This is a genomic window from Rathayibacter caricis DSM 15933, assembly GCF_003044275.1.
Lineage (GTDB): Bacteria > Actinomycetota > Actinomycetes > Actinomycetales > Microbacteriaceae > Rathayibacter > Rathayibacter caricis.
The window spans coordinates 815,825-839,116 of sequence record NZ_PZPL01000001.1 but is presented as its reverse complement, the minus strand read 5'-3'; the positions used below and the strand labels follow the sequence as shown (position 1 = coordinate 839,116).

Here is a 23,292-nt window from a genome sequence, read left to right as displayed (position 1 = left end):
GCGGAGGCGCTCCGCTGGCTGCTCGATCGACCCGGCGAGTCTACCGACCGGCCCGATCGCGGGATGCGCCCGTGCGTCGCCCGCGGCACACTGGCTCCGTGGATCCCGACGCGCTCGAGCAGCTGCTGACCGACCTCCCCGGCGCGGAGCCCGGCTTCCCGTTCGGCCCCGGCACGCGGGTGTGGAAGGTCGGCGGCAAGGTGTTCGCGCTCGAGTCCGAGCTGCGCGGTCGCGCCTGCATCAGCGTGAAGGCGCTGCCCGAGAACGTGGTGCACCTCGTCGCGGGGGTCGACGGCGTGGATCCGGGGTACCACCTCAACAAGACGCACTGGGTCACGGTCGACCTCGCCCGCGTCGATCCGGGCCTGGCCGCCGAGCTGGTGCAGGAGTCGCACGCGATCATCGTCGCGAAGCTGCCGCGCCGCGTCCGGCTGTCCCTCGACGGCACGTCGAGCGGCTCGCTGTCCGAGGACGGCTGACGCGCTGTTGCGCCGTGTGACGCCCTCGGATGCGGGACGCCGAGTGCGCCGCCTACCGTGGCGGGAACCACCCCACGAGAGGACGCGCCATGCCACCCCGCACCCGCCTGCAGACGACGGTCGACACCGCCTGCGAGCGCGGCGCGATGTGCGTGCACGACCGGGCCGGCCACGGACTCGGCGCACTGCAGCTGCGGCTGGCGCGCGCCACTCCGCAGGGCCGGGTCGACGCGATCGTCGCCTCGGTCGACAACGAGGGCTGGATCGAACTCGTGCTCTGGGAGTCGGGCGCGACCGAGCGCGTCTGGCACCACGCCCCGACGGCGCTCGCCGCGGGTGCTCCGGTGTCGTTCCACGCGCGCTACGGCGTGCTGACGGCGGGCGCGCAGCAGATCAGCGTCGCCCGCGGCTAGGGCCTGGTGAACACGAGATCGCCGTCGCGAGCACGGCCAGATCGTGCGAGCTGCAAGGAGGGAAGCGAAGGCCACTGCGGGCAGTGGTCGAGATTCCCGACGCCGCAGATCGTGCGATCAGGACGAGCGGAGCACGCGAGATCGTGTTCACCGGGCCCTAGCGGAGCGACGGCCCGTCCCGCAGCGCCGGTCAGGCCGGCAGGGTCGCCAGCATCGCCTCGCACGCCGAGGCGCAGTCCTCGCAGGCCATCGCGCACAGACGGCAGGTCTCGCTCATCTCGGCGTGGGAGGAGCACTCCGCCATGCAGGCGCGGCACACGGCGATGCACGCCTCGAGCATCGGACGCAGCACGGCGGCGTCCATGCTCGCCGGCCGCATCATCATGCGCATCATCGCGAGGCAGACGTCGGCGCAGGTGGCGCACATCGATGCGCACCGGCCCATGCCGTCCATCGACGACATCGCGGCGGAGCACATCGTGCAGGCCTGGAGGCAGGCGGAGCACGCGTCGATGCAGGCCTGCATCGCGGTCGTGTCCATCGTCGCGGCGTCGGCCATCGGCATGGCCTTCATCATCTCGTCCGTGCTCATGTCGCTACTCCCTCGGTCGGGGCGGTGCGGAGGCGCGTCCAGCGGGCGTCCGCGGTGGCTGCCTCCGATGCTAGGCCGGTCGGCTTCGCGCGTCACCCCTGCGGAAGCGCCCGCGTGACCCCGGCAGCGGCCCTCGCCCGGACGACGCGAGGCCCCCTGCCGGAGCAGAGGGCCTCGCGGAGCGGTCCGGATGCCGCGGATCAGATGCCGTACGACTCCAGGTACGCGGCGGTGTCGTGCCAGCCCTCGACCGCGAAGCACTCGACGCCCATGGCCTTGACCGGGTAGTCGTTGCCGTCGGGGTCGAGGCGGTCGCCGACGAAGATCATGTCGTCGAGCGGGATGCCGGTGAGCTCGGTGAGCTTGTTCATGCCGTAGGACTTGTCGATGCCCTTGCGGGTGATGTCGACCGAGGTGGAGCCGCCGGAGCGGACCTCGAGGTCGGGGAGCACGGCCTGGACGGCCTCGCGGAGGGTGTTCTTCTTCTCGCCGGTCGGGTCCCAGGCCTGCTTGACGGGCACGGGCGCGGCCTGGCCGAGGGCCGAGAACGTGATCTGCGACTCGCGGTCCTCGAGGATCGGGCCCCAGGTCTCGGACTCCCAGTAGCCGAGCTCCTTCGCCTTCTCCTCGACGGCGGCGAGGGCGCGGGACTTCTCGTCCTCGGTGAGGTTCTCGGCGTAGACCTGCGTCCAGTCGCCGTTCTCGAAGCGGTAGTACTGCGTGCCGCAGGTGGGCATGAGGTGGAGCTTGGCGAGCGCCTCGGGGTCGGCGCCCTCGAGGCGGTCGAGCACCTGCATCCGGAACTGGCCGATCTGCCCGCCCGAGATGATGCAGACCTCGGTCGCCTTCAGCAGGCGGACGAGGAGGTCGGCCATCGCCGGGTCGACGGGGGACTTCGAGGCGGCGAGGGTGTCGTCGAGGTCGAAGGCCATCAGGCGGGGCAGGGTGCTCATGCTTCTCGTTTCACGGTCTGCGGACGGGGCGGTTACGAGGATACGGGGCGGCGCGGGAACGCGCGTCCGACGGTCTGCGGACCCGCTCGCGTGCGCATCCGGCGCGCTGCCGAGCGCAGACTGGGGGCATGCCCGCCTCCTCGTCCTCCTCTCGCGCAGCAGGCCGCTCCGTGCCCCGCACGATCGCCCGGATCCTCCTGGGTCTCGTGCTCGTCACCGCGGGGGTCGGCCACCTGACCTTCGCGCGGCAGTCCTTCCAGGCGCAGGTGCCGCCGTGGCTCCCGTTCGATCCCGACACCGTGGTCGTCGCGTCGGGGGTGGTCGAGATCGCGCTGGGGCTGGCGCTCGTGCTGCTGGCGCGGTGGCGGGTGGTCGTCGGGGTCGTGGTCGCGGCGTTCTTCGTGGCGGTGTTCCCGGGCAACGTCTCGCAGCTCGTCACCCGGACGTCGGCCTTCGGCCTCGAGACGGACGCCGCGCGGGCGATCCGGCTCGTCTTCCAGCCGCTGCTGGTGATCTGGGCGCTCTGGTCGACCGGGGCGTTCGCGGTCTGGCGCTCCCGGCGGCGCCGCGTCTGAGGTCGCGGCGGGGTTCCCTCGCGCGGGGCGGCTCAGCCGCCCGACCTCCGGGCGAGGTACGCCGCCTCGGTGCGGGTGGCCGCGCCGAGCTTGCGGAGGATGTTCGAGACGTGCACGCTCGCCGTCTTGACGCTGATGAAGAGCTCCTCGGCGATGGCGCGGTTGCCGAGCCCCTGCGCCACGAGCGCGAGGACCTGCCGCTCGCGGTCCGTCAACGGCTCGGTGCCGAGCGCACCCGAGCCGGACGCGCCTCCGGAACCCGCCCCCGCGTCACGGCCGAGGCGCCGTTCGAAGCGGTCGACGGCGTCGACGAGGAGCCCCAGGCCGGCCCGCTCGGCCACGGCCCGCGCCTCCTGCGCCTCCCGCTCGGCCTCGTCGCGCCGGCCGACGGCCGCCAGCGCCTCGGCGAGGCGGAGCCGCGAGTAGGGGAGCAGGTGCACCTCCGCCGTGTCGGCCTCGTTCGCCCGGGCGGCGACCGCCCAGGCGCGGGGGTCGTCCCCCGTTCCCGAGGCGCCTCCCAGCTCCGCCTCGATCACGGCGATCAGGGCGGCGCCCGTCGGCCACCGGGCCGCCGTCGCGAGGATCTCGCGCAGCCGCGCCTCGGCGTCGATCCGCTCGCCCTGCGCGTCGAGGAGCACGACGCCCTCGCGGCGCGCGGCGGCCACGATGCGGGCCACGACGACGAGCAGGAAGAGATCGGCGGAGGGGAGCGGCCGGTGCTCGGGCCCGATCGCGTCGCGGACCTCGGCCCACGCGCCCGCGACGTCGCCGTTCTCGAGCGCGATCGCTCCGGCGACCTTCGCCAGGCCCACGAGCGAGAGCCGCTCGGTGCGCAGCTGACGGCTCAGCGGCTGCCGCCAGCGGGCCAGGAGGGACGCCGCCTGCGCCCGGTCTCCGCGCCAGAGGACCGTCCAGATCTTGCGGCGCTGGAGGTGGGCCGCGAACCCCAGCGGAGCGTCGAGCTCGAGCGCGCGGTCGAGCAGCTCCTCGGCGCGGCGCCACTCGCCGGTCGAGGCGAGAGCGTCGGCCGTGTTGGCCATCAGCATCGCGCCGAGCGTGCGCGCGACCCCGTGCCGACGGGCGTGCTCGGCGCCCTGCTCGCCCGCGGCCACCGCCTCGCGGAACCGCCCGAGGAGCGAGAGCGCGTCCGAGAGGTTGAGCCAGTAGCGCAGCCGAGCGGAGTCGTCCTCGCCCGCGAGCGCGCCGGCCAGCTCCAGCTGCTCCAGCCCCTCGTCGATCCGGCCGAGCTCGACGAGCGCCATGCCGCGGATGTTCGCCGCGACGCTCCGGCGCCCCTGCGACCCGACCGCCTCGGCCTCGGCGGCCGCCGCATCGGCGACCGCGACCGCCTCGACGAGATCGGCCTCGAGCATCAGCCGGGCGGCCAGCTCGCCGAGGATCCGTGCGCGCAGGGCACTCGGCTCCCCGCCCTCGAGCAGGGCGAGCGCCTCGCGCAGCAGGGCGACGGAGCCGACCTGGCCGAGGTTCGCGAGGTAGGACGCCTTGTCCCGCAGGAGGGTCGCCCGGCACGGGGAGCCCAGGCCCTCGATCGCCAGCGCCTCGTCGACCAGGGCGACCGCCCGCTCGCTCTCCCCCGCATCGCGGAAGTGGTGCGCGGTCGAGCCGAGGAGCTCGGCCCGGTCGCGCCCGCGGGCCTCGGGCGGCACCTGCTCCCACAGCTCGAGCGCCCGCTCGCCCATGCGGGCGGCGAGCGCGTGGGCGAAGGAGGCGCGCGCGTGCGCCATGGCATCGAGCGAGGAGGCGAACGCCCGCTCGGCGTCGTGAGCGGCCATCCAGTGGTACGAGATCTCGGACGCGGCGGACGGGCCCCGCGACTCGAGCGCCTCGGCGTAGCAGGTGTGCGCCCTGACCCGCTCGCCGGGCAGCAGCTCGTCGTGGATGGCGTCGCGCACGAGGGCGTGCCGGAAGCTGTAGCTGCTGCCGTCGACGACGAGCACCCCGCCGGCGATGGCCTCGCGCGCCGCGGTCTCGACCGAGTCGGCGTCGCCGTGCACCACCGTGATGAGGTCGTGCTCGACGCAGGTGCCGCCCGCCGAGAGCGTGCGCAGGATCTTCTGCGTCGGCTCGCTGAGCCCCTCGTACCGGGCGAGCAGGACGTCGCGCAGCGACTCGGGGTAGCACTCGGGCACCGTCGCCGCCTCGGCGCGCGCGAACTCCTCGACGAAGAAGGGCACCCCCTCCGTCCGCTCGACGACGAGCGCGAGATCGCGCGGAGCGACCGCGGCACCGCGGAGGGACGCGACCATCGCCTCGACGCCGCGACGGTCGAGCCGGGCGAGCTCGCGCCGCTGCACCCGGTCGCTCCGCTCGAGCTCGGGCAGCCAGGCGCGCAGGGGATCGCCGCGGCGCAGCTGATCGCTGCGGAAGGTGAGGACCACGAGGATCCGGCCGGCGGTCGCGACGCGCACGAGGAAGCGCAGCACTCCGAGCGTCGCCGGATCGACCCAGTGCAGGTCCTCCACGACCAGCACGATCGGACGCACGCGCGACGCCGCCTCGAGGGCGACGGTGACCGCTTCGAGGACGGGCGGGGCGGCCGCGGCCGGCTCGCCGCTCCCGGGCAGCTCGGGGAGCAGGATGCGCAGCCCCTCGACCGAGGCGCCCGCCAGCGCGGCGAGCTCCTCCGGCCCCACCACGCGCGCCAGTTCGCGCAGCGGCGCGGTGATCGGCGCGTAGGGAGGCGCGTCGCGGTCGAGATCGACGCACTGCCCACGGAGCACCAGGGCCTCGGACGGCAGCCGCTGCACGAACTCGGCGACGAGCCTGCTCTTGCCGATCCCGGCCTCGCCGCCGACGACCACCGCGCGCGCACCCTGGACGAGCATCCGCTCGTAGGCGCGCCGCAGGGCCGCGAGGTCGTCGTCGCGACCGACGAGGACGGACGGGGAGGGCGGGATCGGCATGGGAGTCATGGTGCCACCGGGCACGGACACCGGAGGGGCTCCGCGACGCGCGATGTCGGTTTCGCGCCGGTGCTCGACCGGAACGCGGCGGAGTCGTTCAGAGGCGGGCGGGACCGCGGCGGAGCGCGGGCAGGAGGCGGCTGATCAGGGGCGGTCGGCAGGTCTCCGCAGCGCGCTCCCGGCGCAGCCGCTCGCATTCGAGGTCCTGCGCGAGGCGGCGCTCGCGCTCCTCGAGCAGCGCGGGGAAGGAGTGGTCGCTCAGCATCATCTCGGTCCTCTCGTCGGGGGTGAGAGGAGGCTCCCGCGGGAGTGCGCGGCGGCGCATCGGGCGATCGCCTCATCCGACGAGCGGAGGAGGAGCGCGGGCGCGGCTGGACGAGTCCCGCCTCGTGGATCCCGGGGCGCTGAGCGGTGCCACCCGGGCGGAACGTGCGTCCGGATCCGCGGAACGGCGGGGATCGGGTGGGATAGGGCGATCGCCCGATGCGGCCGACGGGGTCTTACGCGGATCGTCGTGATCGGCGCAGAGAGCGCCCGAATGCGAAGGAGTTCGCCATGGTCTTCCTCATCGTCCTCGCCGCCCTGATCGTCTGGGCGATCGCCGCGGCCGTCGTCTCCGTCGTCCGCGACGGCTACGGTCCCCTGCCGACGTGGACGGGCACCGAGCGCATCGTCGCCCGCCGCTGAGGCGGCTCGGTACGCCGGCCTCACGTCCGGCCCGCAGAACGACGTCCGGCTCGCGGAATCAGGACGATTCCGCGAGCCGAACGCGATTCCACGAGCCGGAGGTGCTCCCGCGGAGGGAGCCCGCGGGGCGCGGCGCTCGCTACGCCGTGCGGCGGCGCCGAAGGATCGTCAGCGCCGCTCCCGAGAGCAGCAGCAGGAGCGCCGCTCCCGCGAAGCCGGCCGCGTCGGAGCCGGTGTGCGCGAGCGAGCCCGAGTTCCCGCCTCCGGCGACCGGCACCGCCGTGGCCGTGGGCTGCGGCGACGGAGCGGCCGTGGGCTGCTCGGTCGGCGCGGGGGTGCCCGGCTCGGTCGGGGTGGGCGTGACCGGAGCCGCGACCGAGGTCAGCGACCAGTTCGCGTCGAAGAAGTCGGCCTGGTCGATCACTCCGCGCGCGGTCGCCCAGTCGATGAGCAGCTGGCGGATCTCGAGCCGCTCGTCGTAGACCAGCGGAGCCGCGGCGACGGCCGGGTAGGCGCCTCCGCCGCTCTGACGGTAGTTGTTGACCGCCATCACGAACACGTCGTCGTCGGCGACCGGGGTGCCGTCGAGCTGGGCGAGATCACGGATGCGGGATCCGGCGGGCTGCGAGATGTCGATCACGTAGTCCAGGCCCGAGAGCGCGTCGTAGTTGTAATCCGGGATGCCCGTCGGGCGATCCTCGGTGATCGCGTTCGTTCCCGTGGCCGGGTCGAACGGTGCGCCGGGCGCGACCTGGTTGAAGTACCGGGCCGAGAACTCGAGGTACTCGCGCACCTCGGCACCGGTCATCTCCACTCCGCGCAGGGTGTTCTCGTAGATGTAGAGGCCCGCGATGTCGCGGATCGTGACCTGCCCCTTCGGGAAGACCGCGGTGCGCGAGAACGGCGACGCCTGCGAGATCACCGGGACGTCCGCCCACTCCGTACCCTCGAGCGCGGCGTCGACCGTCTCGGCCTGCACGGAGTTGATGAAGTCGATGATCGGGGTGTCCTCGTAGCGGGAGGTCTCGGCCGAGAGCTCCTCGACCGACTCGGCGACGGGGGTGTTCACGTAATCGATGGTCGTCGCGTGCGCCTCGGCGAGCGCGTCGAGCACCGCGGTCGACTCCTCCGGGATGTCGCGCGCGTAGACGGCCTCGGCGACCGGCGCCTCGCCATCCGACCAGTCGACCTGCAGGTCGCCGGCCGCGTCGGGCACGAGGTTCAGCGTGACCTCGGTCAGGCCCTGCGCCCAGTAGTAGGGCTGCGTGACGAGCACCTGCTCGCCGGCGACGTTCGTGTAGAGCGTCTGCGGCACGTCCTGGTGGCTGTGCCCGGCGACGAGCACGTCGATGCCGGGGACCTGCGTCGCGATGTTGTTGACGACGTCCTCGTTGAGGTCGGCCGGGTCGTAGTCGGCGTCGGCGACGGTGCCCTGACCGGTGTGCGCGAGCACGACGACCACGTCGGCCTCGGCCTGCACCTTCGGGACCCACTCCTTCGCGGTCTCGACCATGTCGCGGAACTCGAGCACGCCGTCGACGTACTGCTTGTCCCAGACGCGGACGCCCGGGGTGACGAGGCCGAGGACGCCGACGGTGACGGTCTCGCCGTCGATCTCGCGCTCGATCAGCGTGTAGGGCTCGTGGTACGGCTCGCCGGTGGCGACGTCGACGACGTTCGCACCCAGCAGCGGGGCGTTCAGATCGCCCTCGTAGGCGCTGAGCATGTCGAGGCCGTAGTTGTACTCGTGGTTGCCGACGACCTGCGCGTCGTAGCCGATCGTGTTGAACGCGGCGGCCATCGGATGCGTCGTCCCGCCGGCGAGGACGCCCGCGGCTCCGTCGCCCAGGCCGTAGTAGTAGCTGAGCGGGGTGCCCTGGATCGCGTCGCCGTTGTCGAAGACCAGGACGGACTCGTCGCCCTTCTCGGCGCGCAGGCGGTCGACCTCGGTCGCGACGCGCGTGAGGCCGAGGGTGTCCTCGCCCTCGTAGGGCGCGTTCGCGAAGTAGTCCCAGTTGTAGACGTGTCCGTGGGTGTCGGTCGTCGAGACGAGGGTGAGCTCGAGGCCGTCGTCGACGGTGGCCGCTGCCGCCGAGGGGGCGACGGTGGCCGCTCCGAGGGCGGCGACGACGAGGAGGCTGGCAGCGCGGTATCGGCGCATCGGTGTCCTGTTCGCGTGATGAGTGGAGAGTGAACGTCTTCGAACCTAGGCCGGATGTGTGAACGCCGTGTGTCGGATTCGAGAGCATTGCTCGGCGATGCATCCCCTCCGCCTCCTGAGCGCCCCCGGAGCCGCTCCGCTAGAATCGAGCGGCTGGTCGCGCAGAAGCGGCATCTCGATGTCGGGCCGGCCCGCCGAGGCCCGGTGGACCCGAAACGGGCCGGGCGCCCACTCCCCGTCGAGAAGGACACGCCATGCCAGCAATCGTCATCACCGGCGCCCAGTGGGGCGACGAGGGCAAGGGACGCGCCACCGACCTCCTCGGCAGCCGCGTCGACTACGTCGTCAAGTTCAACGGCGGCAACAACGCCGGCCACACCGTCGTCGTGGGCGACGAGAAGTACGCGCTGCACCTGCTCCCCTCGGGCATCCTGACCCCGGGCGTCGTGCCCGTCATCGCCAACGGAGTCGTCGTCGACATCGAGGTGCTCTTCCACGAGCTCGAGGCGCTCAGCGCCCGCGGCGTCGACGTCTCGAAGCTGCTCGTCAGCGCCAACGCGCACGTCATCACGAGCTACCACCGCACCCTCGACAAGGTGACGGAGCGGTTCCTCGGCAAGCGCCAGATCGGCACCACGGGCCGCGGCATCGGCCCCGCGTACGCCGACAAGATCAACCGCGTCGGCATCCGGATCCAGGACCTCTTCGACGAGAACATCCTCCGTCAGAAGGTCGAGGGCGCCCTCGACCAGAAGAACCACCTGCTGGTGAAGGTCTACAACCGCCGCGCGATCCTCGTCGAGCAGGTCATGGAGGATCTGCTGCAGTACACCGAGCGCCTGCGCCCCATGGTCGCCGACACCTCGCTCGTGCTCGCCCAGGCCCTCGACGCCGGCAAGACCGTGCTCTTCGAGGCCGGCCAGGCCACCATGCTCGACGTCGACCACGGCACCTACCCGTTCGTCACGTCCTCGAACGCGACCTCCGGAGGAGCCGCCACCGGCTCCGGAGTCGCCCCCAACCGCATCGAGCGCGTCATCGCGGTCATCAAGGCGTACACGACCCGCGTCGGCGCGGGCCCCTTCCCGACCGAGCTGTTCGACGAGTGGGGCGAGTACCTCCGCAAGCAGGGCTTCGAGTTCGGCACCACGACCGGCCGCCCGCGCCGCTGCGGCTGGTATGACGCCCCGATCGCCCGCTACTCCGCGCGCATCAACGGCGTCACCGACTTCGTCCTCACCAAGCTCGACGTGCTCTCGGGCCTCGAGACGATCCCCGTCTGCGTCGCCTACGACGTCGACGGCGTGCGCCACGACGAGGTCCCCGTCTCGCAGAGCGACTTCCACCACGCGAAGCCGATCTACGAGGAGTTCCCCGGCTGGCAGGAGGACATCACCGGCTGCCGCACGTTCGCCGACCTCCCGCAGGCCGCACAGGACTACGTCCGCGCCCTCGAGGCGATGAGCGGCGCCCGCTTCTCGGCCATCGGAGTCGGCCCCGAGCGCGAGCAGGTCGTCGTCCTGCACGACCTCCTCGACTGACCCGCACCCGTCGTCGCTCCGCGGCAGACTCGCTCGCGGGCGCCGCGGTGCGGGAACTCTCCGCTGGTCGAGTGGCCCCCTAGGGGCGTATCGAGACCCGCCGTCGGCAGCAGAGCGGCCGCCTGACCGGGTCCTCGGACGCGGGTGGATCTACTGGTCCTTGCTGGTCGAGTAGCCCCGAAGGGGCGTATCGAGACCCACGTCTCCCAGAAGATCCGTCTCGTCCCCGCCCTGCGTCAGCACCGAAGGCGCCCCAGCAAGGGTGCGAACCGCCGCGAAACGGCCCCTGCGCCTCCGCTGGACCCCTTCTCGCGCCCACTCGCCGTCGCCCTGCGCGCCGAGCCGACCCGGAACGGGCCCCGCGGAGTCGGCAGACGCCATCGAGACTGAGCGCCGCCCCCGCTGGTCGAGTAGCGCCGCAGGCGCGTATCGAGTCCCGCCACGTCCGGGACACGCGGATCTCGATACGCCCGCTGCGCGGGCTACTCGATCAGCAGACTGGCGACACCTCGCCTCCCCCAGCGGATCGGCAAGGGGGCGCGTTCCTCGGCCCGGGCCCGGCATGATCGGCGGATGCAGATCTACGCGGACCTCCCCGCCGTGCGTGCGCGGCAGATCACGGCCGACGCCCTGGCGGTCGCCGTCGCCGTGATCGCGATCGCGGCCGGCATCGCAGTGGCGAGCCTGATCGCCGGGCTGGCCGAGATCGGGCGCCGCCTCGAGAGCGCGGGCAGCGGCTTCGGCTCCACCATGTCCGACGCCGGGACGACGCTCGGCGGCATCCCGCTGCTCGGCGACGCCGTGCGCGCGCCCTTCGACGAGGCGAGCGGAGCCGGCTCCGTGCTGGCCGCGGCGGGTCGCGATCAGCAGCAGCTCGCGGGAGCCCTCGCGATCGTGGCGGGCCTGGCCGTCGGCGGGCTGCCGCTCCTGCTCCTGGCCGTTCTCTGGCTGCGTCCGCGACTGCGCTTCGCCCGGCGCACCGCCGAGCTCCGGGCGCTGGGCGCGACGGCCGCGGGCTCCGAGCTCCTGGCGCTGCGTGCGCTGACGGAGGCGTCGCCGCGCGAGATCCTCGCGGCGCACCCGGACGCCGTCCCCGGGTGGCGCACAGGCGACCCCGGGGCGACGCGGGCCCTCGCCGCCCTCGCGCTCCGCCGGGCCGGACTCCGCCCCCGCTGATCCTGGGCCGCCCGTACAGAGGACCACCTCCGGTCCCCCGCTGGGATGACCGGGCGACCACCGTCGGGCGACGCCCGCGACGCGGCCCGCTCCGTAGCGTCGAGGACATGCAGAACCAGACCTCCACCGTTGTGGCGCGCGTCGAGAACGTGCGCAAGCTGTACGGCAGCACGCCCCCCGTCGTCGCCCTCGACGGCGTCACCCTCTCGATCCAGCGCGGCGAGTTCACCGCCGTCATGGGTCCGAGCGGCTCCGGCAAGTCCACCCTCATGCACGTCCTCGCCGGCATGGACACGGCGACCGACGGACGCGTGTTCCTCGGCGACACCGAGATCAGCGGCCTCGGCGACGCCGAGCTGACGATGCTCCGCCGCCGCGAGGTGGGCTTCGTCTTCCAGGCGTTCAACCTGATCCCCACGCTCGACGTGCGCGGCAACATCCGCCTGCCGTTCGAGCTCGACGGCCGCCGTGTCACCGCCGACGAGGAGGCGTGGATCGCGAGCCTCATCGAGTCCCTCGGACTGCGCGAGCGCCTCACCCACCGGCCCTACGAGCTCTCGGGCGGCCAGCAGCAGCGCGTCGCCATCGCCCGCGCCCTCGCGACCCGGCCGCAGCTCATCTTCGCCGACGAGCCCACCGGCAACCTCGACTCGCGCACCGGCCGCGAGGTCCTCACGCTGCTGCGCGCCTCCACCCGCGAGTACGGCCAGTCGATCGCGATGGTGACACACGACCCGATCGCGGCCGCGTACGCCGACCGCATCGTGTTCCTCCGGGACGGCGCCGTCGTCGACGACCGCCGCGGGATGAGCGCCGAGGAGGTCTCGCGCGCGATGCTCGAGATGGAGGCGGCGGCGTGAGCGGCGTGCGCACGGGCTCCCGCCAGGGCGGCGGAGCGATCGTCACGGTCGCAGCCCTCTCTGCGGCGTTCGGCGGAGTGCTCGTCATGGTCGTCGCCGACATGGTCGCCGCGTTCCAGGACGCCGGCCTCGACGGCATCGAGCAGGCCGCGACGACCCTCGGAGTCGTCGGGGCGGTGTTCTTCGGCATCGCCGTGTTCGTCGGCGGCATCGTCACCTCGAACGCCGTGTCGACCGTCATCGCGGGGCGCACCCGCGAGATCTCGCTGCTGCGGCTGCTGGGCGCCTCCGGTCGCTCGCTGCGCGCCGAGGTGGTGCGGAACGGCCTCGTGCAGGGGGTGCTCGGCGCGGTCATCGGCCTCGTCGCCGCCGTCGTGCTCGTCGCGGCCGGCGCCGAGCTCGCCTTCGCCACGGGCACGTTCTCGCGCATCGACTACCCGCTCGTCTCGCCGGGCCTCGTGCTGCCGGCCGCCGCGGTGATCGCGTCGACCGTGATCGCATCGTGGGGCGGATCGCGGCGCGTGCTCTCGGTCTCGCCGGCCGAGGCCGCGGGATCCGCCGCGGAGCCGCGCTACGACGAGCTCCGCGGACGTCGCGGACGCAACGCGCTCGCGATCGCGTTCGTCGTGCTCGGCTTCGTCCTCCTGGGCGCGGGTGTCGTGGCCGGACTGGTGAGCCCGTACGGCGTGCTGCTCGGTCTCGTCGGGGGCATGGTCTCGTTCACGGGCGTCATCCTCGGCGCCCCCGTGCTCCTGCCTCCGCTGACCTCGCTGGTCGGCCGGGCGTTCGGTGGCGGGCCGGTCGCCCGCCTCGCCTCGGCGAACGCCATCAGGAACCCCGCCCGCAGCGCCCGCGCGGTCATCGGGCTGGTGATCGGAGTGACGCTCGTCACGATGTTCGCGGTCGCCGCCGCGACCTTCGCCACGATCATGCGGATGTCCGAGGACATGGAGCCCGAGCTCTTCGCTGCGCTCGACCAGTTCGTGTCGGTCAGCACCGCGATCATGAGCGTCCTGCTCGGCTTCTCGGTGCTCCTGGCCGCCGTCGGCATGGTCAACACCCTCTCGCTCAGCGTGCTGCAGCGGCGCCGCGAGCTGGGGCTGCTCCGCGCCCTCGGATTCACGGGCTCGCAGGTGCGCTGGATGGTCGTGCTCGAGGCGGCGCAGATGGTGCTCGCCGCGGCGCTGCTGGGCCTCGTGCTCGGCGTCGTCTACGGCTGGAGCGGGGCGATCGCGATCTTCGGCTCGATGAAGGGCATCGGCCTCGTGCCGCCGACCATCCCGGTGGGGATCCTCGTCTCGGTGGTGGCCGTCGGCGTGCTGATCACGGTCGTCTCGGCGGTGCTGCCCGCCCGCCGGGCGACGACGGTCTCGCCGGTCGCCGCACTCGCTGTGGCCTGAGCGGGGTCTGCTTCCGCCGGCAGTACGGAGGATGCGGATCTCGATACGGCCGCGAGCGGCCTACTCGATCAGCAGGGCCCCTTCGCTGGTCGAGTAGCCGCGCAGCGGCGTATCGAGACCCGCATCCACCGGCAGTACGGCGGGCGCAGATCTCGATACGGCCGCGAGCGGCCTACTCGATCTGCAGGGTGCTCGCGTGCCCGGGGTCAGACGACCGAGAAGCCGGCCGGGAGCCCGTCGCGGCCGCTGACCGCCATGAGGAACTCCTCCGCCCGCCCGGACCTCGCCGCGAGCGACCCCGCCAGCGCGCAGGCCGCCTCGACAGCGGGGCCGGGCAGCCCGTGGGGCGCTCCCGTCGCGCGCGACAGATCGACGGAGTGCACGACCAGCTCGAGCACGCGGGTGCGGAGGTACTCGTCGAGCGCGAGGGAGTGCGGCCCCACCGCGACGAGCCGGCCGGGCGGCTGCTCGGCGAGACGCGCCGACGCGCGGCGCAGCGCCTCCGCCGCGACCACCGCGGGCCGGTCGCCGAGAGCGGCACCCGCCTGCACCCCGCGCCGGGCGACGGCCGCCGGGTCGCCGATGTTGCCGGCGAGGGCCCCGTAGTACGCGAGCGCGTCCGGCACCGTCGCCTCGGCCGGCTCCGGGGCGCCCAGGTACGCCTCGACGGTGAGGATCGCGCGCGAGGTGTGCCCGGCGAGCCCTCGGACGTCCCACTCGCCGAGGGCGGGCAGCGTCCACTGGTCGTCGCGGATCCGCTCGAGCAGGCGGACGAAGGCGGCGGCGGAGGTCTCGAACAGCGCGGAGTCGGCCATGGACCCCATGCTGGCACGCGGTCTGGACCTCTCGCCGGGGCGGAGGGGACCCAGAATGGCCGGGTGACCGACTCCGCTCCCGTCCCTCCGCGCCGCCCGGGCCCCGTGCGCCTCGTCGGCCGCACCGTCGTGCTCGAGCCGCTCGGCGAGGAGCACCTCGACGGCCTGCACGCCGCGATCGCGCGCCCCGAGGTCTTCGCCGGCGGCTACGGAGGAGGAGCAGCCGGACTCGATCCCGATCCGGCCGCCTTCAGCGCCTTCGTCCGCCGCTACTACCCGTGGGAGGGACTGCCGTGCGCCGTCCTCGTCGACGGGCGGGTGGTCGGGGCGACGGCGCTCGCCGACTTCGACGAGACGCGCGAGGCGGCACACCTCGGCTGGACCGCCTACGCGCCCGAGGTGTGGGGCACCGCGGTGAACCCCGAGACGAAGCGGCTGCTGCTCGGTCTCGCGTTCGACAGCGGCTACTCGCGGGTGAAGCTGCAGGCCGACGCGGCCAACGCGCGGTCGCGGGCCGCGATCCTCCGTCTGGGCGCGACGTTCGAGGGGGTGCTGCGGCACGATCAGCGGCGGGCCGACGGATCGTGGCGCGACACGGCCGTGCACTCGATCCTCCGCGAGGAGTGGCCGGCGGTGCGCGACGGCCTCGACGAGAGACTCGAGGCGCTCCGCTAGCAACGGCGAGGCCGCTCCCGCAACTCCTGCCCCCTGATCCGGGACAGGAGTAGGAAGAGGGCATGGAACGGATCCACTACGCGGGCAGCTCGGTGCTGACCGGCAGCGCCATCGCGCGGTCGCTGGTGCACTACGCCGAGGCGCTCGCGCTGCGGAGGGGATCCGCGGCGGTCGAGATCCCCGTCCGGCGCGAGGACGGCGGGCTCGGCACTGCGGCCCTGCTCATCGGCCCCGCCAGCCAGCTCCTCAGCGAGCCGGAGGAGAGCGACGCCGAGGAGATCGTGGACGAGGAGCTCGTGGCGCGGATGACGCGCGAGGCGGGGCGGCTGGGCGTCTCGCACCCGGTCGCCGAGCCGGCGGACTCCGAGAGCGCGCTGCACCTGCCCGACCTGGACTTCACCGGGTTCGACGACGACGAGGTGCGCTGAGGTGGCCGCACGAGGACGTCTCGGTAGGATCGGCTCCTGCCGCGAGTACCGGAGCGGGAGCGCTGCCCCGGCGTCACCCGGCCCCCGCCGAGCATCGCGGCCCGAACGGAGAGTGCCCTGATGGGCCGACTGATCTACGACTCCACTCTGGAGGCCGACTTCGACGACCGCCTGCTGGCGCACCTGCAGATCGTCATCGGCTCGAAGCTGTCGCGCAACGAGTCCTTCTACTTCTCGTGGAAGGACTCGCAGGCGGTCGGCGACGGGCGCACCTCGATCTGGCTGCACCCCGCGATCCCGCTGCGCTTCAAGTACCACGGGGGCCGCGCGCCCTCGATCAACCCCGACTGGATCCGTCAGCTGCTGGCCGATTCGCACACCGCACACGGTCTGCGCATCAGCGAGGAACCGCACGGCAGCAGTCGCCCGAGCGAGGAGCCCATCCTGTGAAGCGTGTGGAGATCATCTACGGCGGATCGCCGTACAGCCTGACCGATACGAGCGCCGCGGAGGTGCGCGCCGATGTGGAGCGGGCGCTCGACGGCGAGTCGTCACGCTGGCTGATCGTGAATCAGGGCGAGGGTGAGCCGCGCAAGACGGCGATCCTGATCACTCCGGGAGTCGCGTTCTCGGTCGCGGACGTCGCGCTCTGAGCGGTCGCCCTCGCTGATCGAGTAGGGCGCGGCGCGGCCGTATCGAGCGGAGAGGGCGCCTTCGGTGCCAGCGCGGGGCGCGGAAGAGACTGATCTTCTGGGAGACGTGGGTCTCGATACGCCCCTTCGGGGCTACTCGACCAGCAAGAGCTTCTGCTGATCGAGTAGGGCGCGCAGCGGCCGTATCGAGATCCGCGGTGTCTCGGAGTGGATGGCTCAGGCGCGCAGCAGGGGCGGGAACTCGGCGGGGATCTCGCTCGCCAGGTAGCCGGCCGCGCCGATCCGCTCGGTGAGGCGGGAGTCGGCCTCGGTGTGCAGGTGCACCGCCCAAGCCGCCGCGCCGGCGCCGTCGAGGCCCCGCGCGCGGAGTCCCGCGGTCGCGCCGGCGAGCACGTCGCCGCTCCCGGCCGTCGCGAGGCCCGGGTGCTCGCCCTCGGCGTGCACGAGCACGCCGTCCGGGCTCGCGACGACGTTGAACAGGCTCACGACCGCCTCGTAGCGGCGCGCGATCGCGACGGCGGCCGTCTCGACGTCGTCGATCTCCGCTCCGAGCAGCCGCTCGGCTTCGGCGGTGTTCGGAGTCATCAGGAGCCGTCCCGCGAGCGAGCGGGCGACCCGCTTCTGGCCCGGCAGCACGCCGAGCGGGAACGCGTCCAGGTGCACGGCGGGCACGTCCCGCAGCAGCGGAGCGAGGGCCCGCAGCGTCGCGGCGGTCGCCTTCGGGTCGTCCAGGCCCGGTCCGACCAGGGCGACGTCGGCCGAGGCGAGCTCGCCCTCGAGCGCCTCGAGCCCGCGGCCGGTGATCGATCCGGTCCGCGACTCCTGCAGCAGGACGACGCCGCACTCGGGGAGCGCCACCGCGGTGGCCGAGGCGACGGACTCGGCGACGCAGAGCGTGATGCGGCCCGCGCCGACCCGCAGCGCCGAGATCCCCGCGAGCAGGGCGGCGCCGGGGGTCTTCCTGGCGCCGCCGACGACGACCACGTCTCCGCGGGCGTGCTTGGATCCTCCGGGCTCGGGCAGCGGCCAGCGCCCCTCGAGCAGTGCGCGGTCGATGACCTCACTCATGCGGGTCTCCCTCTCCTTCGTCGCGGTCGTCGTGCCGGGTGACCGGCGCGCCGGTCCGCTCCAGGTGCTCGGTGCTCGAGAAGCGCTCGACGCTCCAGCCGTCGTCGCCGCGGATCAGGCGCGTCACCGACGCGTTGGCCACGGGGGTGGAGGCGCCGATGTCGAGGAGCTCGCGCTCGGACAGCCCCTCGCAGACGTAGCGGGTGATGAGCACGACGGCGTCGTGGCAGAACAGCACCGCGGGTCCGGTCGGCGCTGCGGCGTCGAGGTGGTCGAGGAACGAGCGCATCCGGAGCGCCAGGTCGGTCCAGGACTCGCCGCCCGGCGGCCGGTAGTAGAACTTGCCGTGCCACTCCCTCCGCGCCGCCTCGTCGGGGTAGCGGGCGCGGAACCCGGAGGTGGTCAGCCGGTCGGCGATGCCGAGGTCGCGGTCGCGGAGGCGCTCGTCGATCCGGAGCGGCAGGTCGAGGCCAGCCTCGGCGAGGGCCAGGTGCGCGGTCGACGAGGCGCGGAGGAAGGGCGAGCTCCAGGCCGAGACCGGGGCCGCCTCCCCGCCGAGCCAGCGTCCGAGCGCGTGGGCCTGCTCCTGCCCGGCCTCGGACAGCTCGACGTCGGCGTCGCGCCGGTCGACCGCGATCTCGAGAGCACCCTCGGCCTCGGCCGCGCTGGCGGCGACGTTGGCGACGCTCTCGCCGTGGCGCACCAGGAGGAGCTCGGTCGGTCCGGTCGTGCGCGCAGGAGCCATGCCACCAGCATCCGCTCGGTGCCCTCGGACGGGTAGGGGTTTGCGAGCGGGGAGGAGCGCGCGCTACGGGGCCCTCGACTCCTCCCGGCGCGCGGACGAGACTGGGACGACGACCGGAGGAGACCCATGATCCCGACGCTGTCCTCGCGCGCGATGCTCGTCATCGGCCTCGTCGCCGTAGCGCTGCGCATCCTGCTGATCGACGTCGCGCCGTTCGTCTGGGGGCCGTACCAGGGGTCGTCGCCGACGCTGGCGCTGCTGCTCCAGGTGCTCTCGATCACCGCCGGAGTCGCGTCGGGTGTGGGCTACGCGTTCCTCGCCGGCGCCTTCGTCGTGCGGCACCTGGAGGTGCGCGAGGAGGCGGAGCGACGCCGCTCCGTGCACTTCGTGGGGCGGTCGGCGGCGAAGGAGTAGGCGCTCAGGCGCGCTCCTCGGCCGACACCGCGGCGATCACGGCCGCGAGCGTCTCGGGGTTCCCGAGGATCCGGAAGTGACCGCCGGTCTCGATCCGCACATTGACCGCGCCCTCGAGCATGCTGCCCTCGGGGATGTGCGGGTCGAAGACGCCGAAGACCGAGGTGATGCGTGCGTTCGCTCCCGCCCGGCTGGCCAGCAGCAGCGTCGTGGCGTCGCGCGGCGAGAACGAGCGGAGGCTCTTCAGCACGAGGTAGGGCGCGTAGCGCGAGCCGCCGAACGGGGTCGAGACCGCGACCATGCGGTCGACCCGGCCGTCGGGGTCGAGCTCGGTCATGACGTACTTGCCGATCAGCCCGCCCTTGCTGTGGGCGACGATCACCACATCGCGCAGGTCGTGGCGCTCCAGGTAGGCGGCGACGTCCTCCGCCGTGCGGGCGACCGGGCGGCCGTTGCGGCCCAGGTCGTCGAGCACGTGCAGCGGATGACCGCGCCGGTGCAGCGGGTCGATGATCGGGCGGAGGAAGGACCACGTCTCCCAGATCCCGGGCAGGACGAGCACGGGCCGGCGGTCGCCGTCGAGGTAGTCGTCGGGGGCACGGCGGGAGACGACGCCGCGCACCTGCCAGGCCACGGCGTAGGCGTAGTCCTGGATCCACCAGAGGCCGTCGCGCAGGATCCGCTTCACCGCACGGCCTCGACGACGGGGGCCGTCTCGGGGGAGGCCTCGGCGGTCGACTCGCCGGGAGCCGCGGGGGGTGTCCCGATCGCGGCGGCGAAGCGCCCCAGCTCGCGGGCCAGCTCCTCGGGCTCGGTGCGCGGGACCACGTGGCGGGAGCGTCCGAGCTCGATCACCCGGGCGTCCGAGCAGGCGTCGGCGAGCCGCGTGCACCAGTCGCGCGTGCCGATCGGGTCGTCGTGGCCGCGGACGATCAGCACCGGCTGCGCGAGCACGGCCGCCCGCTCGACGATCGGGTGGTGCAGCATCTCGGGGAGCTGCCGGAGGTACCAGCCGATGCCTCCGCGCACGTAGTCGCCGAGGACCAGTGCGTCGACTCCGATCGGCTCGCCGAGGCAGTCGCGGGCGAGCGCGAGGCCCTGCCGGACGGCTCCGGGGCGCTGCGGGTCGACGACGGGGCCGATGAGGACGACTCCCTCGACGACGTCGGGGACGAGTGCGGCCAGCTCGACCGCGACCTGCGTGCCCATCGAGTGGCCGACGGCGATCGCGCGCGTGACGCCCCGATCCTCCAGCACCCGGGCGACGAACCTGGCGTGGTCGGCGATGCCGACGCGCCGCTTCGGCGAGCGGTTGGCGCCGAAGCCCGCGAGGTCGACGGCGACCACCCGACCGTGCCGCCGCAGCGGAGCGACCAGGCGCGAGAACGTGCGGTGCGACATCCCGATGCCGTGCAGGAGCACGAAGGTCCGGGGCGCGTCGAGCGGGCCGACGGCGTAGGAGCGCAGTTGCACGCCGTCGACCTCGTGGTGGACGGCGGGATCGCGGTGGGGCATGCGTCCCAGGCTAGGGAGCGTGCGGATGCTGCGCGCGGGGATGCGCGGGGGCGGTGGGCTGGGCTAGGGGCGGCCGGGCGGCCGCGGGGGCGGGGTCCGGCTCGCCGTCGCCTAGGGCGTGACCGTCGCGCCGGCGGCGCAGGAGGGAGCGGGCTGCTCGGAGTACTCTCCGGTCGCGCACGCGGCGGCGTGGATCCGGATCTCGCGGGACGTCACCCGCAGATCCGCACCCGTGACCTCGATCACGGCTCCGCCGATCGCGTCGAGCAGCCACGTCTCGCGGGCGCCGGTCTCGCCGCTGCAGGCGGCGTACGTCATCGCCGGGCCGGAGAGCGCCGACCAGGAGCCCGAGCCCGCGTCCACGAGAGCGAAATCGAGGAAGTTGCACGCGCCGCTGACCTGGAGACGCGTCTCCGAGTCGCGCGTGACGAGCTCGAGAGTGAGGGCACGGGTCCAGTCGAGCTGCTCCTGCCCCTCCGACGCTCCGGTCACGCCGTAGGTCCCGAGGGCGTCCGCTCCCGTTGTGGACGCGCTCGAGCGGTCGGTCGGGGTGCCGACGTCCGCAGGAGGGGCCGCGGAGCAGCCGGACGCGGCGATCACGCCCGCCACGGCCAGCGCGGACAATGGTCCGCGGAGGAGGGTCTCGCGCATGTCGTCTCCCGTTCCCGTGGTGGACCCGGGAGTGCCGGGTCTCCGACGCCCGTGCGAGCCTCGTGCCGTCGGCGTCGAGTCCGACTCGAGGCATCGAGAACGACTGTAGGAGGCGGACCGGCTGACCGGCACGTTCCGCGCCGGTTCGGCGCTGAGGAGTCGTGTCAGCAGCCGCACCTCGGTGGCCGCCCCGTCGAGACACTGGTCGAGTCGACCGGGCCGGTGGAGACGTGCCGACGACGGCACGGCTACCGAGCCCGATCCCGTCGATCGCGCGATCAGGCGATCGCCAGAGCTCCGATGCACAGACCCGCCGGGACGAGGATGACGACGCCGAGCGCGATCACCCTCCGGTCGGCTCGGTCGCCGGCGTCGTCCGTGTCGTTGCCGGTGGGATCAGCAGGTGACGAGCTTGTCGAACTTGGCCTGGACGGCGGAGCTGTCGCTAAATTTCCGGTCGCCTGCCCAGGTGGTGTTGCATCCGCTGTCGGGGCCGTACTTCCAGATCACTTTGACCCGACGGCGGTCTCCGCAGGTGTTCCAGACGGTGACCTGCGCGGCCCCTATCGCGTCCCGCTGTTTCCGGACGGTGAAGCAGTGCCCGGGTCCACCGTTGCTGTAGACGAGCTCTCCTGCGGCGGCCGGAGGAGCTGTGAGCAGGGTCGCGCCGAGGACCACTGCGGTGGTGGTGAGAGTGGTCACGATCCTGCGGTTGAACATGCTCGTCTCCTTCGAGTAGTCGGGGTACGGGGTGACCGGACGGCCGTCCGTGCCCGCGAGGGTAGACCTGCACCGCTCCCGGACATGCGTCTCGTGCCAGGTGATCAGGACCATCGGGTCGTCGATGGGCGCGCCCGTCAGTGCAGCGCGGCGAAGAGCTCGTCGCGGGTGGAGACGCCGAGCTTGCGGTAGACGCTGCGGAGTTGGGTCTTCACCGTGTTGGGGCTCACGTGCAGGGCGGAGGCGATGTCGGCCGTCGATTCCCCGAGGGCGGCGCGCTGGGCGACGTCCTGTTCCCGGGGGGTCAGCAGCGGGGGAGAGAGGGCTGGGGTCGGCTCGAGGGGGCTCTGGGGGGCGATGAGCGGCTCGTGCTGCGTGAGCAGCGCCGAGACCGTGCTCCGATCGTGCTCGGGGAGCGCGGTGAGGAGCCAGTACAGGCCGTGCTCGGCCGCGAGGGCGGCGATGCGCTCGAGGTCGTCGGGGGAGCGGTCCGGTCCGACGACGAGCGCCAGGAGTTCAGCGCGGGGAGCGAGCCGGGCGGTGCGGAGGCGGGCGAGGAGGTGGCGGGCGTCGGCGGTGCGTCCTTCTCTGGTGTGGACGAAGGCCCTGAGGGCGGTGATGAAGTGGTCGAGGATCGTGCTCATCGACGTCGAGGATCCCAGTGCGTCGACCGCGCGACGGGGCCGAGTATCGGCGGCGTGCAGGAGGTAGCGCGTGATCCGCACGGATCCGTTATCGATCACGGAGAGCGTCGAGAGCGGTCGCGACTTCAGCTGCGTGTCCAGCTCGGCTTCGAGAACGCGTGATCGCTGCTCCCACTCCACGATCGCGCGGACGTGGAAGTAGTGCGCCCAGCGGTGCCTGACGGTGGTCGGATCGATCCCGGCGACGAGTCGGCGAGCCCCCTCGCGGTCGAGGACGTCGAAGCGCAGGAGCGCCCGGGCGAGAGCCGCGGAGGCGCCGCCGCCGAGCGGCTCCTCTTCGCCCCCGCAGAACTCGTCGAGAGAGCGCTGAGCTCGGGCCCGCTCGCCGTGGAGGGCGGCGAGGAGGGCAGCGGCGCCGCCCGCGAGCGACCGCATCCTGCCGGCCGACGGTGCGGACTCCGTCGCGAGGGCGGCGGCCTCGTAGAGGTCGAGCGCGTCGCTCGTCTCGCCGAGGTCCTCGAGAGCGCGAGCCCACTGGTAGAGCCGTTCGGAGCGTTCGCCGGCCGCCTCGACCTGAGAGGTCGCGTTCTCCAGGCTCCGGCACTGCGCGAGGAGCGGAAGCGCCTCCGCGGCTCGACCCGCGCGCCGGAGCTCGACGATCCGGGAGGTGAGGGCCGGGAGCCCGGGGAGATCGTCGTCGTCCGGTGGTGCGGTCGTCGAGCGGCTGCGGACGAAGTCCCGCGCTCGGATCCACCGCGGGCGCTCGTCCAGGACGCTCTCCGGGATCAGCTCGAGGATCCCCAGCAGCTCGGCCTGGCGGACGTGGACCAGACGCGGCCAGTACTCCTCGAGGAGTTCGAGGGTGCGACTCCACTCCTGGGCCTCGGCAGCGCTGAGGAGGGCTGCGAGGTATCGACCCTCGGGCATGGAACGGCCCTCCGAAGCGAGGAGCGTCTGCATCCTCGGGGCCTGGGAGGAGACGCGTCCCGTACGCTCCAGCATGTACGGGACGCCGTCCTGTGAAGTCTATCCGCACCTGCACAGGCGGCATGCGGGTGACGATCGTGGTTCAGAGCAGGGGAACCGACCGCTGGGATGCTTCCGGTCGGATCGCGCAGGTGAGGCATCCGTCGTCGTTCCGAGGCTGATCATCGACACGGCCGTCGTCGTCATCGCCCACCAGGCTTCTCCGTCGTAGTGGTC

26 protein-coding genes are annotated in these 23,292 nt (G+C 73.2%); 13 read left to right on the top strand and 13 right to left on the bottom strand.

Annotated elements, in window-relative coordinates; genetic code table 11:
• Nucleotides 1-98: 98 nt before the first annotated feature.
• Both C1I63_RS19650 and C1I63_RS03890 read left to right on the top strand, forming a co-directional pair.
• Complete coding sequence (locus tag C1I63_RS19650) at nt 99-479, top strand: MmcQ/YjbR family DNA-binding protein (RefSeq protein ID WP_170116308.1); 381 nt, start codon at nt 99-101, stop codon at nt 477-479.
• A gap of 89 nt (nt 480-568) precedes the next feature.
• Complete coding sequence (locus tag C1I63_RS03890; RefSeq protein ID WP_107573845.1) at nt 569-892, top strand: hypothetical protein; 324 nt, start codon at nt 569-571, stop codon at nt 890-892.
• Nucleotides 893-1,082: 190 nt separating this feature from the next.
• Here C1I63_RS03890 and C1I63_RS03885 read toward each other — a convergent pair whose 3' ends face one another.
• A complete protein-coding gene (locus tag C1I63_RS03885) occupies nt 1,083-1,484 on the bottom strand; it encodes a four-helix bundle copper-binding protein (protein ID WP_107573844.1) in 402 nt (133 codons plus the stop codon).
• Nucleotides 1,485-1,684: 200 nt separating this feature from the next.
• Nucleotides 1,685-2,437, bottom strand: a complete 753-nt coding sequence (locus C1I63_RS03880; RefSeq protein ID WP_055794196.1) for an HAD-IIB family hydrolase — start codon at nt 2,435-2,437, stop codon at nt 1,685-1,687.
• Nucleotides 2,438-2,565: 128 nt separating this feature from the next.
• Between C1I63_RS03880 and C1I63_RS03875 the strand changes: the two genes are divergently transcribed.
• Nucleotides 2,566-3,012, top strand: coding sequence for a DoxX family protein (locus tag C1I63_RS03875; protein ID WP_107573843.1), 447 nt, complete (start codon nt 2,566-2,568; stop codon nt 3,010-3,012).
• Nucleotides 3,013-3,044: 32 nt separating this feature from the next.
• Here C1I63_RS03875 and C1I63_RS03870 read toward each other — a convergent pair whose 3' ends face one another.
• Nucleotides 3,045-5,936 (bottom strand): ATP-binding protein, encoded by a 2,892-nt coding sequence (locus tag C1I63_RS03870; protein ID WP_170116307.1) that lies wholly within the window; start codon nt 5,934-5,936, stop codon nt 3,045-3,047.
• Between the two features lie 97 nt (nt 5,937-6,033).
• Nucleotides 6,034-6,204, bottom strand: a complete 171-nt coding sequence (locus tag C1I63_RS03865) for a hypothetical protein (protein WP_211315562.1) — start codon at nt 6,202-6,204, stop codon at nt 6,034-6,036.
• 287 nt (nt 6,205-6,491) lie between these two features.
• Here C1I63_RS03865 and C1I63_RS20260 point away from each other — a divergent pair, with 287 nt between their 5' ends.
• Nucleotides 6,492-6,623, top strand: a complete 132-nt coding sequence (locus C1I63_RS20260) for a hypothetical protein (RefSeq protein ID WP_268966587.1) — start codon at nt 6,492-6,494, stop codon at nt 6,621-6,623.
• A 139-nt stretch (nt 6,624-6,762) separates the two neighbouring features.
• On the opposite strand, the gene C1I63_RS03860 is transcribed toward C1I63_RS20260, so the two are convergent.
• Nucleotides 6,763-8,784 carry a bifunctional metallophosphatase/5'-nucleotidase gene (locus C1I63_RS03860; protein ID WP_211315561.1) on the bottom strand — a complete coding sequence of 674 codons (2,022 nt, stop codon included), beginning with the start codon at nt 8,782-8,784 and terminating at the stop codon, nt 6,763-6,765.
• Between the two features lie 254 nt (nt 8,785-9,038).
• Here C1I63_RS03860 and C1I63_RS03855 point away from each other — a divergent pair, with 254 nt between their 5' ends.
• The 4 genes from C1I63_RS03855 (at nt 9,039) to C1I63_RS03835 (ending at nt 13,761) form a co-directional block, all read left to right on the top strand.
• A complete protein-coding gene (locus tag C1I63_RS03855; RefSeq protein ID WP_055794202.1) occupies nt 9,039-10,325 on the top strand; it encodes an adenylosuccinate synthase in 1,287 nt (428 codons plus the stop codon).
• A gap of 573 nt (nt 10,326-10,898) precedes the next feature.
• Complete coding sequence (locus C1I63_RS03845; RefSeq protein ID WP_107573839.1) at nt 10,899-11,501, top strand: hypothetical protein; 603 nt, start codon at nt 10,899-10,901, stop codon at nt 11,499-11,501.
• Nucleotides 11,502-11,608: 107 nt separating this feature from the next.
• Entirely contained in the window at nt 11,609-12,361 is a 753-nt protein-coding gene (locus tag C1I63_RS03840) for an ABC transporter ATP-binding protein (RefSeq protein WP_107573838.1), read from the top strand.
• Nucleotides 12,358-13,761: an ABC transporter permease gene (locus C1I63_RS03835; RefSeq protein WP_244906974.1), complete on the top strand. Its 1,404-nt coding sequence runs from the start codon at nt 12,358-12,360 to the stop codon at nt 13,759-13,761. The genes C1I63_RS03840 and C1I63_RS03835 overlap by 4 nt, the downstream gene beginning before the upstream one ends.
• Before the next feature lie 206 nt (nt 13,762-13,967).
• Here the strand turns inward: C1I63_RS03835 and C1I63_RS03830 are convergent, their stop codons facing one another.
• On the bottom strand, nt 13,968-14,576 hold the full coding sequence (locus C1I63_RS03830) for a maleylpyruvate isomerase family mycothiol-dependent enzyme (RefSeq protein ID WP_170116306.1): 609 nt from the start codon (nt 14,574-14,576) through the stop codon (nt 13,968-13,970).
• A 63-nt stretch (nt 14,577-14,639) separates the two neighbouring features.
• On the opposite strand from C1I63_RS03830, the gene C1I63_RS03825 reads away from it, so the two are divergent.
• The 4 genes from C1I63_RS03825 (at nt 14,640) to C1I63_RS03810 (ending at nt 16,332) form a co-directional block, all read left to right on the top strand.
• A complete protein-coding gene (locus tag C1I63_RS03825) occupies nt 14,640-15,251 on the top strand; it encodes a GNAT family N-acetyltransferase (protein WP_244906973.1) in 612 nt (203 codons plus the stop codon).
• Between the two features lie 62 nt (nt 15,252-15,313).
• On the top strand, nt 15,314-15,679 hold the full coding sequence (locus C1I63_RS03820; RefSeq protein WP_107573836.1) for a hypothetical protein: 366 nt from the start codon (nt 15,314-15,316) through the stop codon (nt 15,677-15,679).
• Nucleotides 15,680-15,799: 120 nt separating this feature from the next.
• Entirely contained in the window at nt 15,800-16,129 is a 330-nt protein-coding gene (locus C1I63_RS03815; protein ID WP_055794224.1) for a DUF7882 family protein, read from the top strand.
• Complete coding sequence (locus tag C1I63_RS03810) at nt 16,126-16,332, top strand: hypothetical protein (RefSeq protein WP_107573835.1); 207 nt, start codon at nt 16,126-16,128, stop codon at nt 16,330-16,332. Before C1I63_RS03815 ends, C1I63_RS03810 begins: the two co-directional genes overlap by 4 nt.
• Nucleotides 16,333-16,548: 216 nt before the next feature.
• Here the strand turns inward: C1I63_RS03810 and C1I63_RS03805 are convergent, their stop codons facing one another.
• Together C1I63_RS03805 and C1I63_RS03800 are read right to left on the bottom strand one after the other, a co-directional pair.
• The gene (locus C1I63_RS03805) at nt 16,549-17,400 is read right to left on the bottom strand and encodes an ADP-dependent NAD(P)H-hydrate dehydratase (protein ID WP_107573834.1); all 852 of its coding nucleotides are present in this window, start codon (nt 17,398-17,400) and stop codon (nt 16,549-16,551) included.
• Complete coding sequence (locus C1I63_RS03800; RefSeq protein ID WP_107573833.1) at nt 17,393-18,145, bottom strand: histidine phosphatase family protein; 753 nt, start codon at nt 18,143-18,145, stop codon at nt 17,393-17,395. The genes C1I63_RS03805 and C1I63_RS03800 overlap by 8 nt, the downstream gene beginning before the upstream one ends.
• 126 nt (nt 18,146-18,271) lie before the next feature.
• On the opposite strand from C1I63_RS03800, the gene C1I63_RS03795 reads away from it, so the two are divergent.
• Nucleotides 18,272-18,559, top strand: coding sequence for a hypothetical protein (locus C1I63_RS03795; RefSeq protein WP_055794232.1), 288 nt, complete (start codon nt 18,272-18,274; stop codon nt 18,557-18,559).
• Nucleotides 18,560-18,563: 4 nt separating this feature from the next.
• Here the strand turns inward: C1I63_RS03795 and C1I63_RS03790 are convergent, their stop codons facing one another.
• The 5 genes from C1I63_RS03790 to C1I63_RS03770 form a co-directional block, all read right to left on the bottom strand.
• Nucleotides 18,564-19,247 (bottom strand): esterase/lipase family protein, encoded by a 684-nt coding sequence (locus tag C1I63_RS03790; RefSeq protein ID WP_107573832.1) that lies wholly within the window; start codon nt 19,245-19,247, stop codon nt 18,564-18,566.
• Nucleotides 19,244-20,074, bottom strand: a complete 831-nt coding sequence (locus tag C1I63_RS03785) for an alpha/beta fold hydrolase (RefSeq protein ID WP_107573831.1) — start codon at nt 20,072-20,074, stop codon at nt 19,244-19,246. Before C1I63_RS03785 ends, C1I63_RS03790 begins: the two co-directional genes overlap by 4 nt.
• A 111-nt stretch (nt 20,075-20,185) precedes the next feature.
• On the bottom strand, nt 20,186-20,725 hold the full coding sequence (locus C1I63_RS03780; protein ID WP_107573830.1) for a hypothetical protein: 540 nt from the start codon (nt 20,723-20,725) through the stop codon (nt 20,186-20,188).
• Nucleotides 20,726-21,121: 396 nt separating this feature from the next.
• Nucleotides 21,122-21,445: a hypothetical protein gene (locus C1I63_RS03775; RefSeq protein WP_146168357.1), complete on the bottom strand. Its 324-nt coding sequence runs from the start codon at nt 21,443-21,445 to the stop codon at nt 21,122-21,124.
• A gap of 137 nt (nt 21,446-21,582) precedes the next feature.
• Entirely contained in the window at nt 21,583-23,016 is a 1,434-nt protein-coding gene (locus C1I63_RS03770; protein ID WP_107573828.1) for a helix-turn-helix transcriptional regulator, read from the bottom strand.
• Nucleotides 23,017-23,292: the final 276 nt, after the last annotated feature.

Excerpts from the sequence above, each read along its gene's own strand:
- C1I63_RS03880 (WP_055794196.1), bottom strand. The coding sequence starts at position 2,437 with ATGAGCACCCTGCCCCGCCTGATGGCCTTCGACCTCGACGACACCCTC.
- C1I63_RS03830 (WP_170116306.1), bottom strand. The coding sequence starts at position 14,576 with ATGGCCGACTCCGCGCTGTTCGAGACCTCCGCCGCCGCCTTCGTCCGC.
- C1I63_RS03820 (WP_107573836.1), top strand. The coding sequence starts at position 15,314 with ATGGAACGGATCCACTACGCGGGCAGCTCGGTGCTGACCGGCAGCGCC.
- C1I63_RS03800 (WP_107573833.1), bottom strand. The coding sequence starts at position 18,145 with ATGGCTCCTGCGCGCACGACCGGACCGACCGAGCTCCTCCTGGTGCGC.
- C1I63_RS03770 (WP_107573828.1), bottom strand. The coding sequence starts at position 23,016 with ATGCCCGAGGGTCGATACCTCGCAGCCCTCCTCAGCGCTGCCGAGGCC.
- C1I63_RS20260 (WP_268966587.1), top strand. The coding sequence starts at position 6,492 with ATGGTCTTCCTCATCGTCCTCGCCGCCCTGATCGTCTGGGCGATCGCC.
- C1I63_RS03845 (WP_107573839.1), top strand. The coding sequence starts at position 10,899 with ATGCAGATCTACGCGGACCTCCCCGCCGTGCGTGCGCGGCAGATCACG.
- C1I63_RS03815 (WP_055794224.1), top strand. The coding sequence starts at position 15,800 with ATGGGCCGACTGATCTACGACTCCACTCTGGAGGCCGACTTCGACGAC.
- C1I63_RS03875 (WP_107573843.1), top strand. The coding sequence starts at position 2,566 with ATGCCCGCCTCCTCGTCCTCCTCTCGCGCAGCAGGCCGCTCCGTGCCC.
- C1I63_RS03785 (WP_107573831.1), bottom strand. The coding sequence starts at position 20,074 with ATGCCCCACCGCGATCCCGCCGTCCACCACGAGGTCGACGGCGTGCAA.
- C1I63_RS03805 (WP_107573834.1), bottom strand. The coding sequence starts at position 17,400 with ATGAGTGAGGTCATCGACCGCGCACTGCTCGAGGGGCGCTGGCCGCTG.
- C1I63_RS03860 (WP_211315561.1), bottom strand. The coding sequence starts at position 8,784 with ATGCGCCGATACCGCGCTGCCAGCCTCCTCGTCGTCGCCGCCCTCGGA.
- C1I63_RS03885 (WP_107573844.1), bottom strand. The coding sequence starts at position 1,484 with ATGAGCACGGACGAGATGATGAAGGCCATGCCGATGGCCGACGCCGCG.
- C1I63_RS03855 (WP_055794202.1), top strand. The coding sequence starts at position 9,039 with ATGCCAGCAATCGTCATCACCGGCGCCCAGTGGGGCGACGAGGGCAAG.
- C1I63_RS03795 (WP_055794232.1), top strand. The coding sequence starts at position 18,272 with ATGATCCCGACGCTGTCCTCGCGCGCGATGCTCGTCATCGGCCTCGTC.
- C1I63_RS03865 (WP_211315562.1), bottom strand. The coding sequence starts at position 6,204 with ATGATGCTGAGCGACCACTCCTTCCCCGCGCTGCTCGAGGAGCGCGAG.
- C1I63_RS03780 (WP_107573830.1), bottom strand. The coding sequence starts at position 20,725 with ATGCGCGAGACCCTCCTCCGCGGACCATTGTCCGCGCTGGCCGTGGCG.
- C1I63_RS03870 (WP_170116307.1), bottom strand. The coding sequence starts at position 5,936 with ATGCCGATCCCGCCCTCCCCGTCCGTCCTCGTCGGTCGCGACGACGAC.
- C1I63_RS03775 (WP_146168357.1), bottom strand. The coding sequence starts at position 21,445 with ATGTTCAACCGCAGGATCGTGACCACTCTCACCACCACCGCAGTGGTC.
- C1I63_RS03890 (WP_107573845.1), top strand. The coding sequence starts at position 569 with ATGCCACCCCGCACCCGCCTGCAGACGACGGTCGACACCGCCTGCGAG.
- C1I63_RS03840 (WP_107573838.1), top strand. The coding sequence starts at position 11,609 with ATGCAGAACCAGACCTCCACCGTTGTGGCGCGCGTCGAGAACGTGCGC.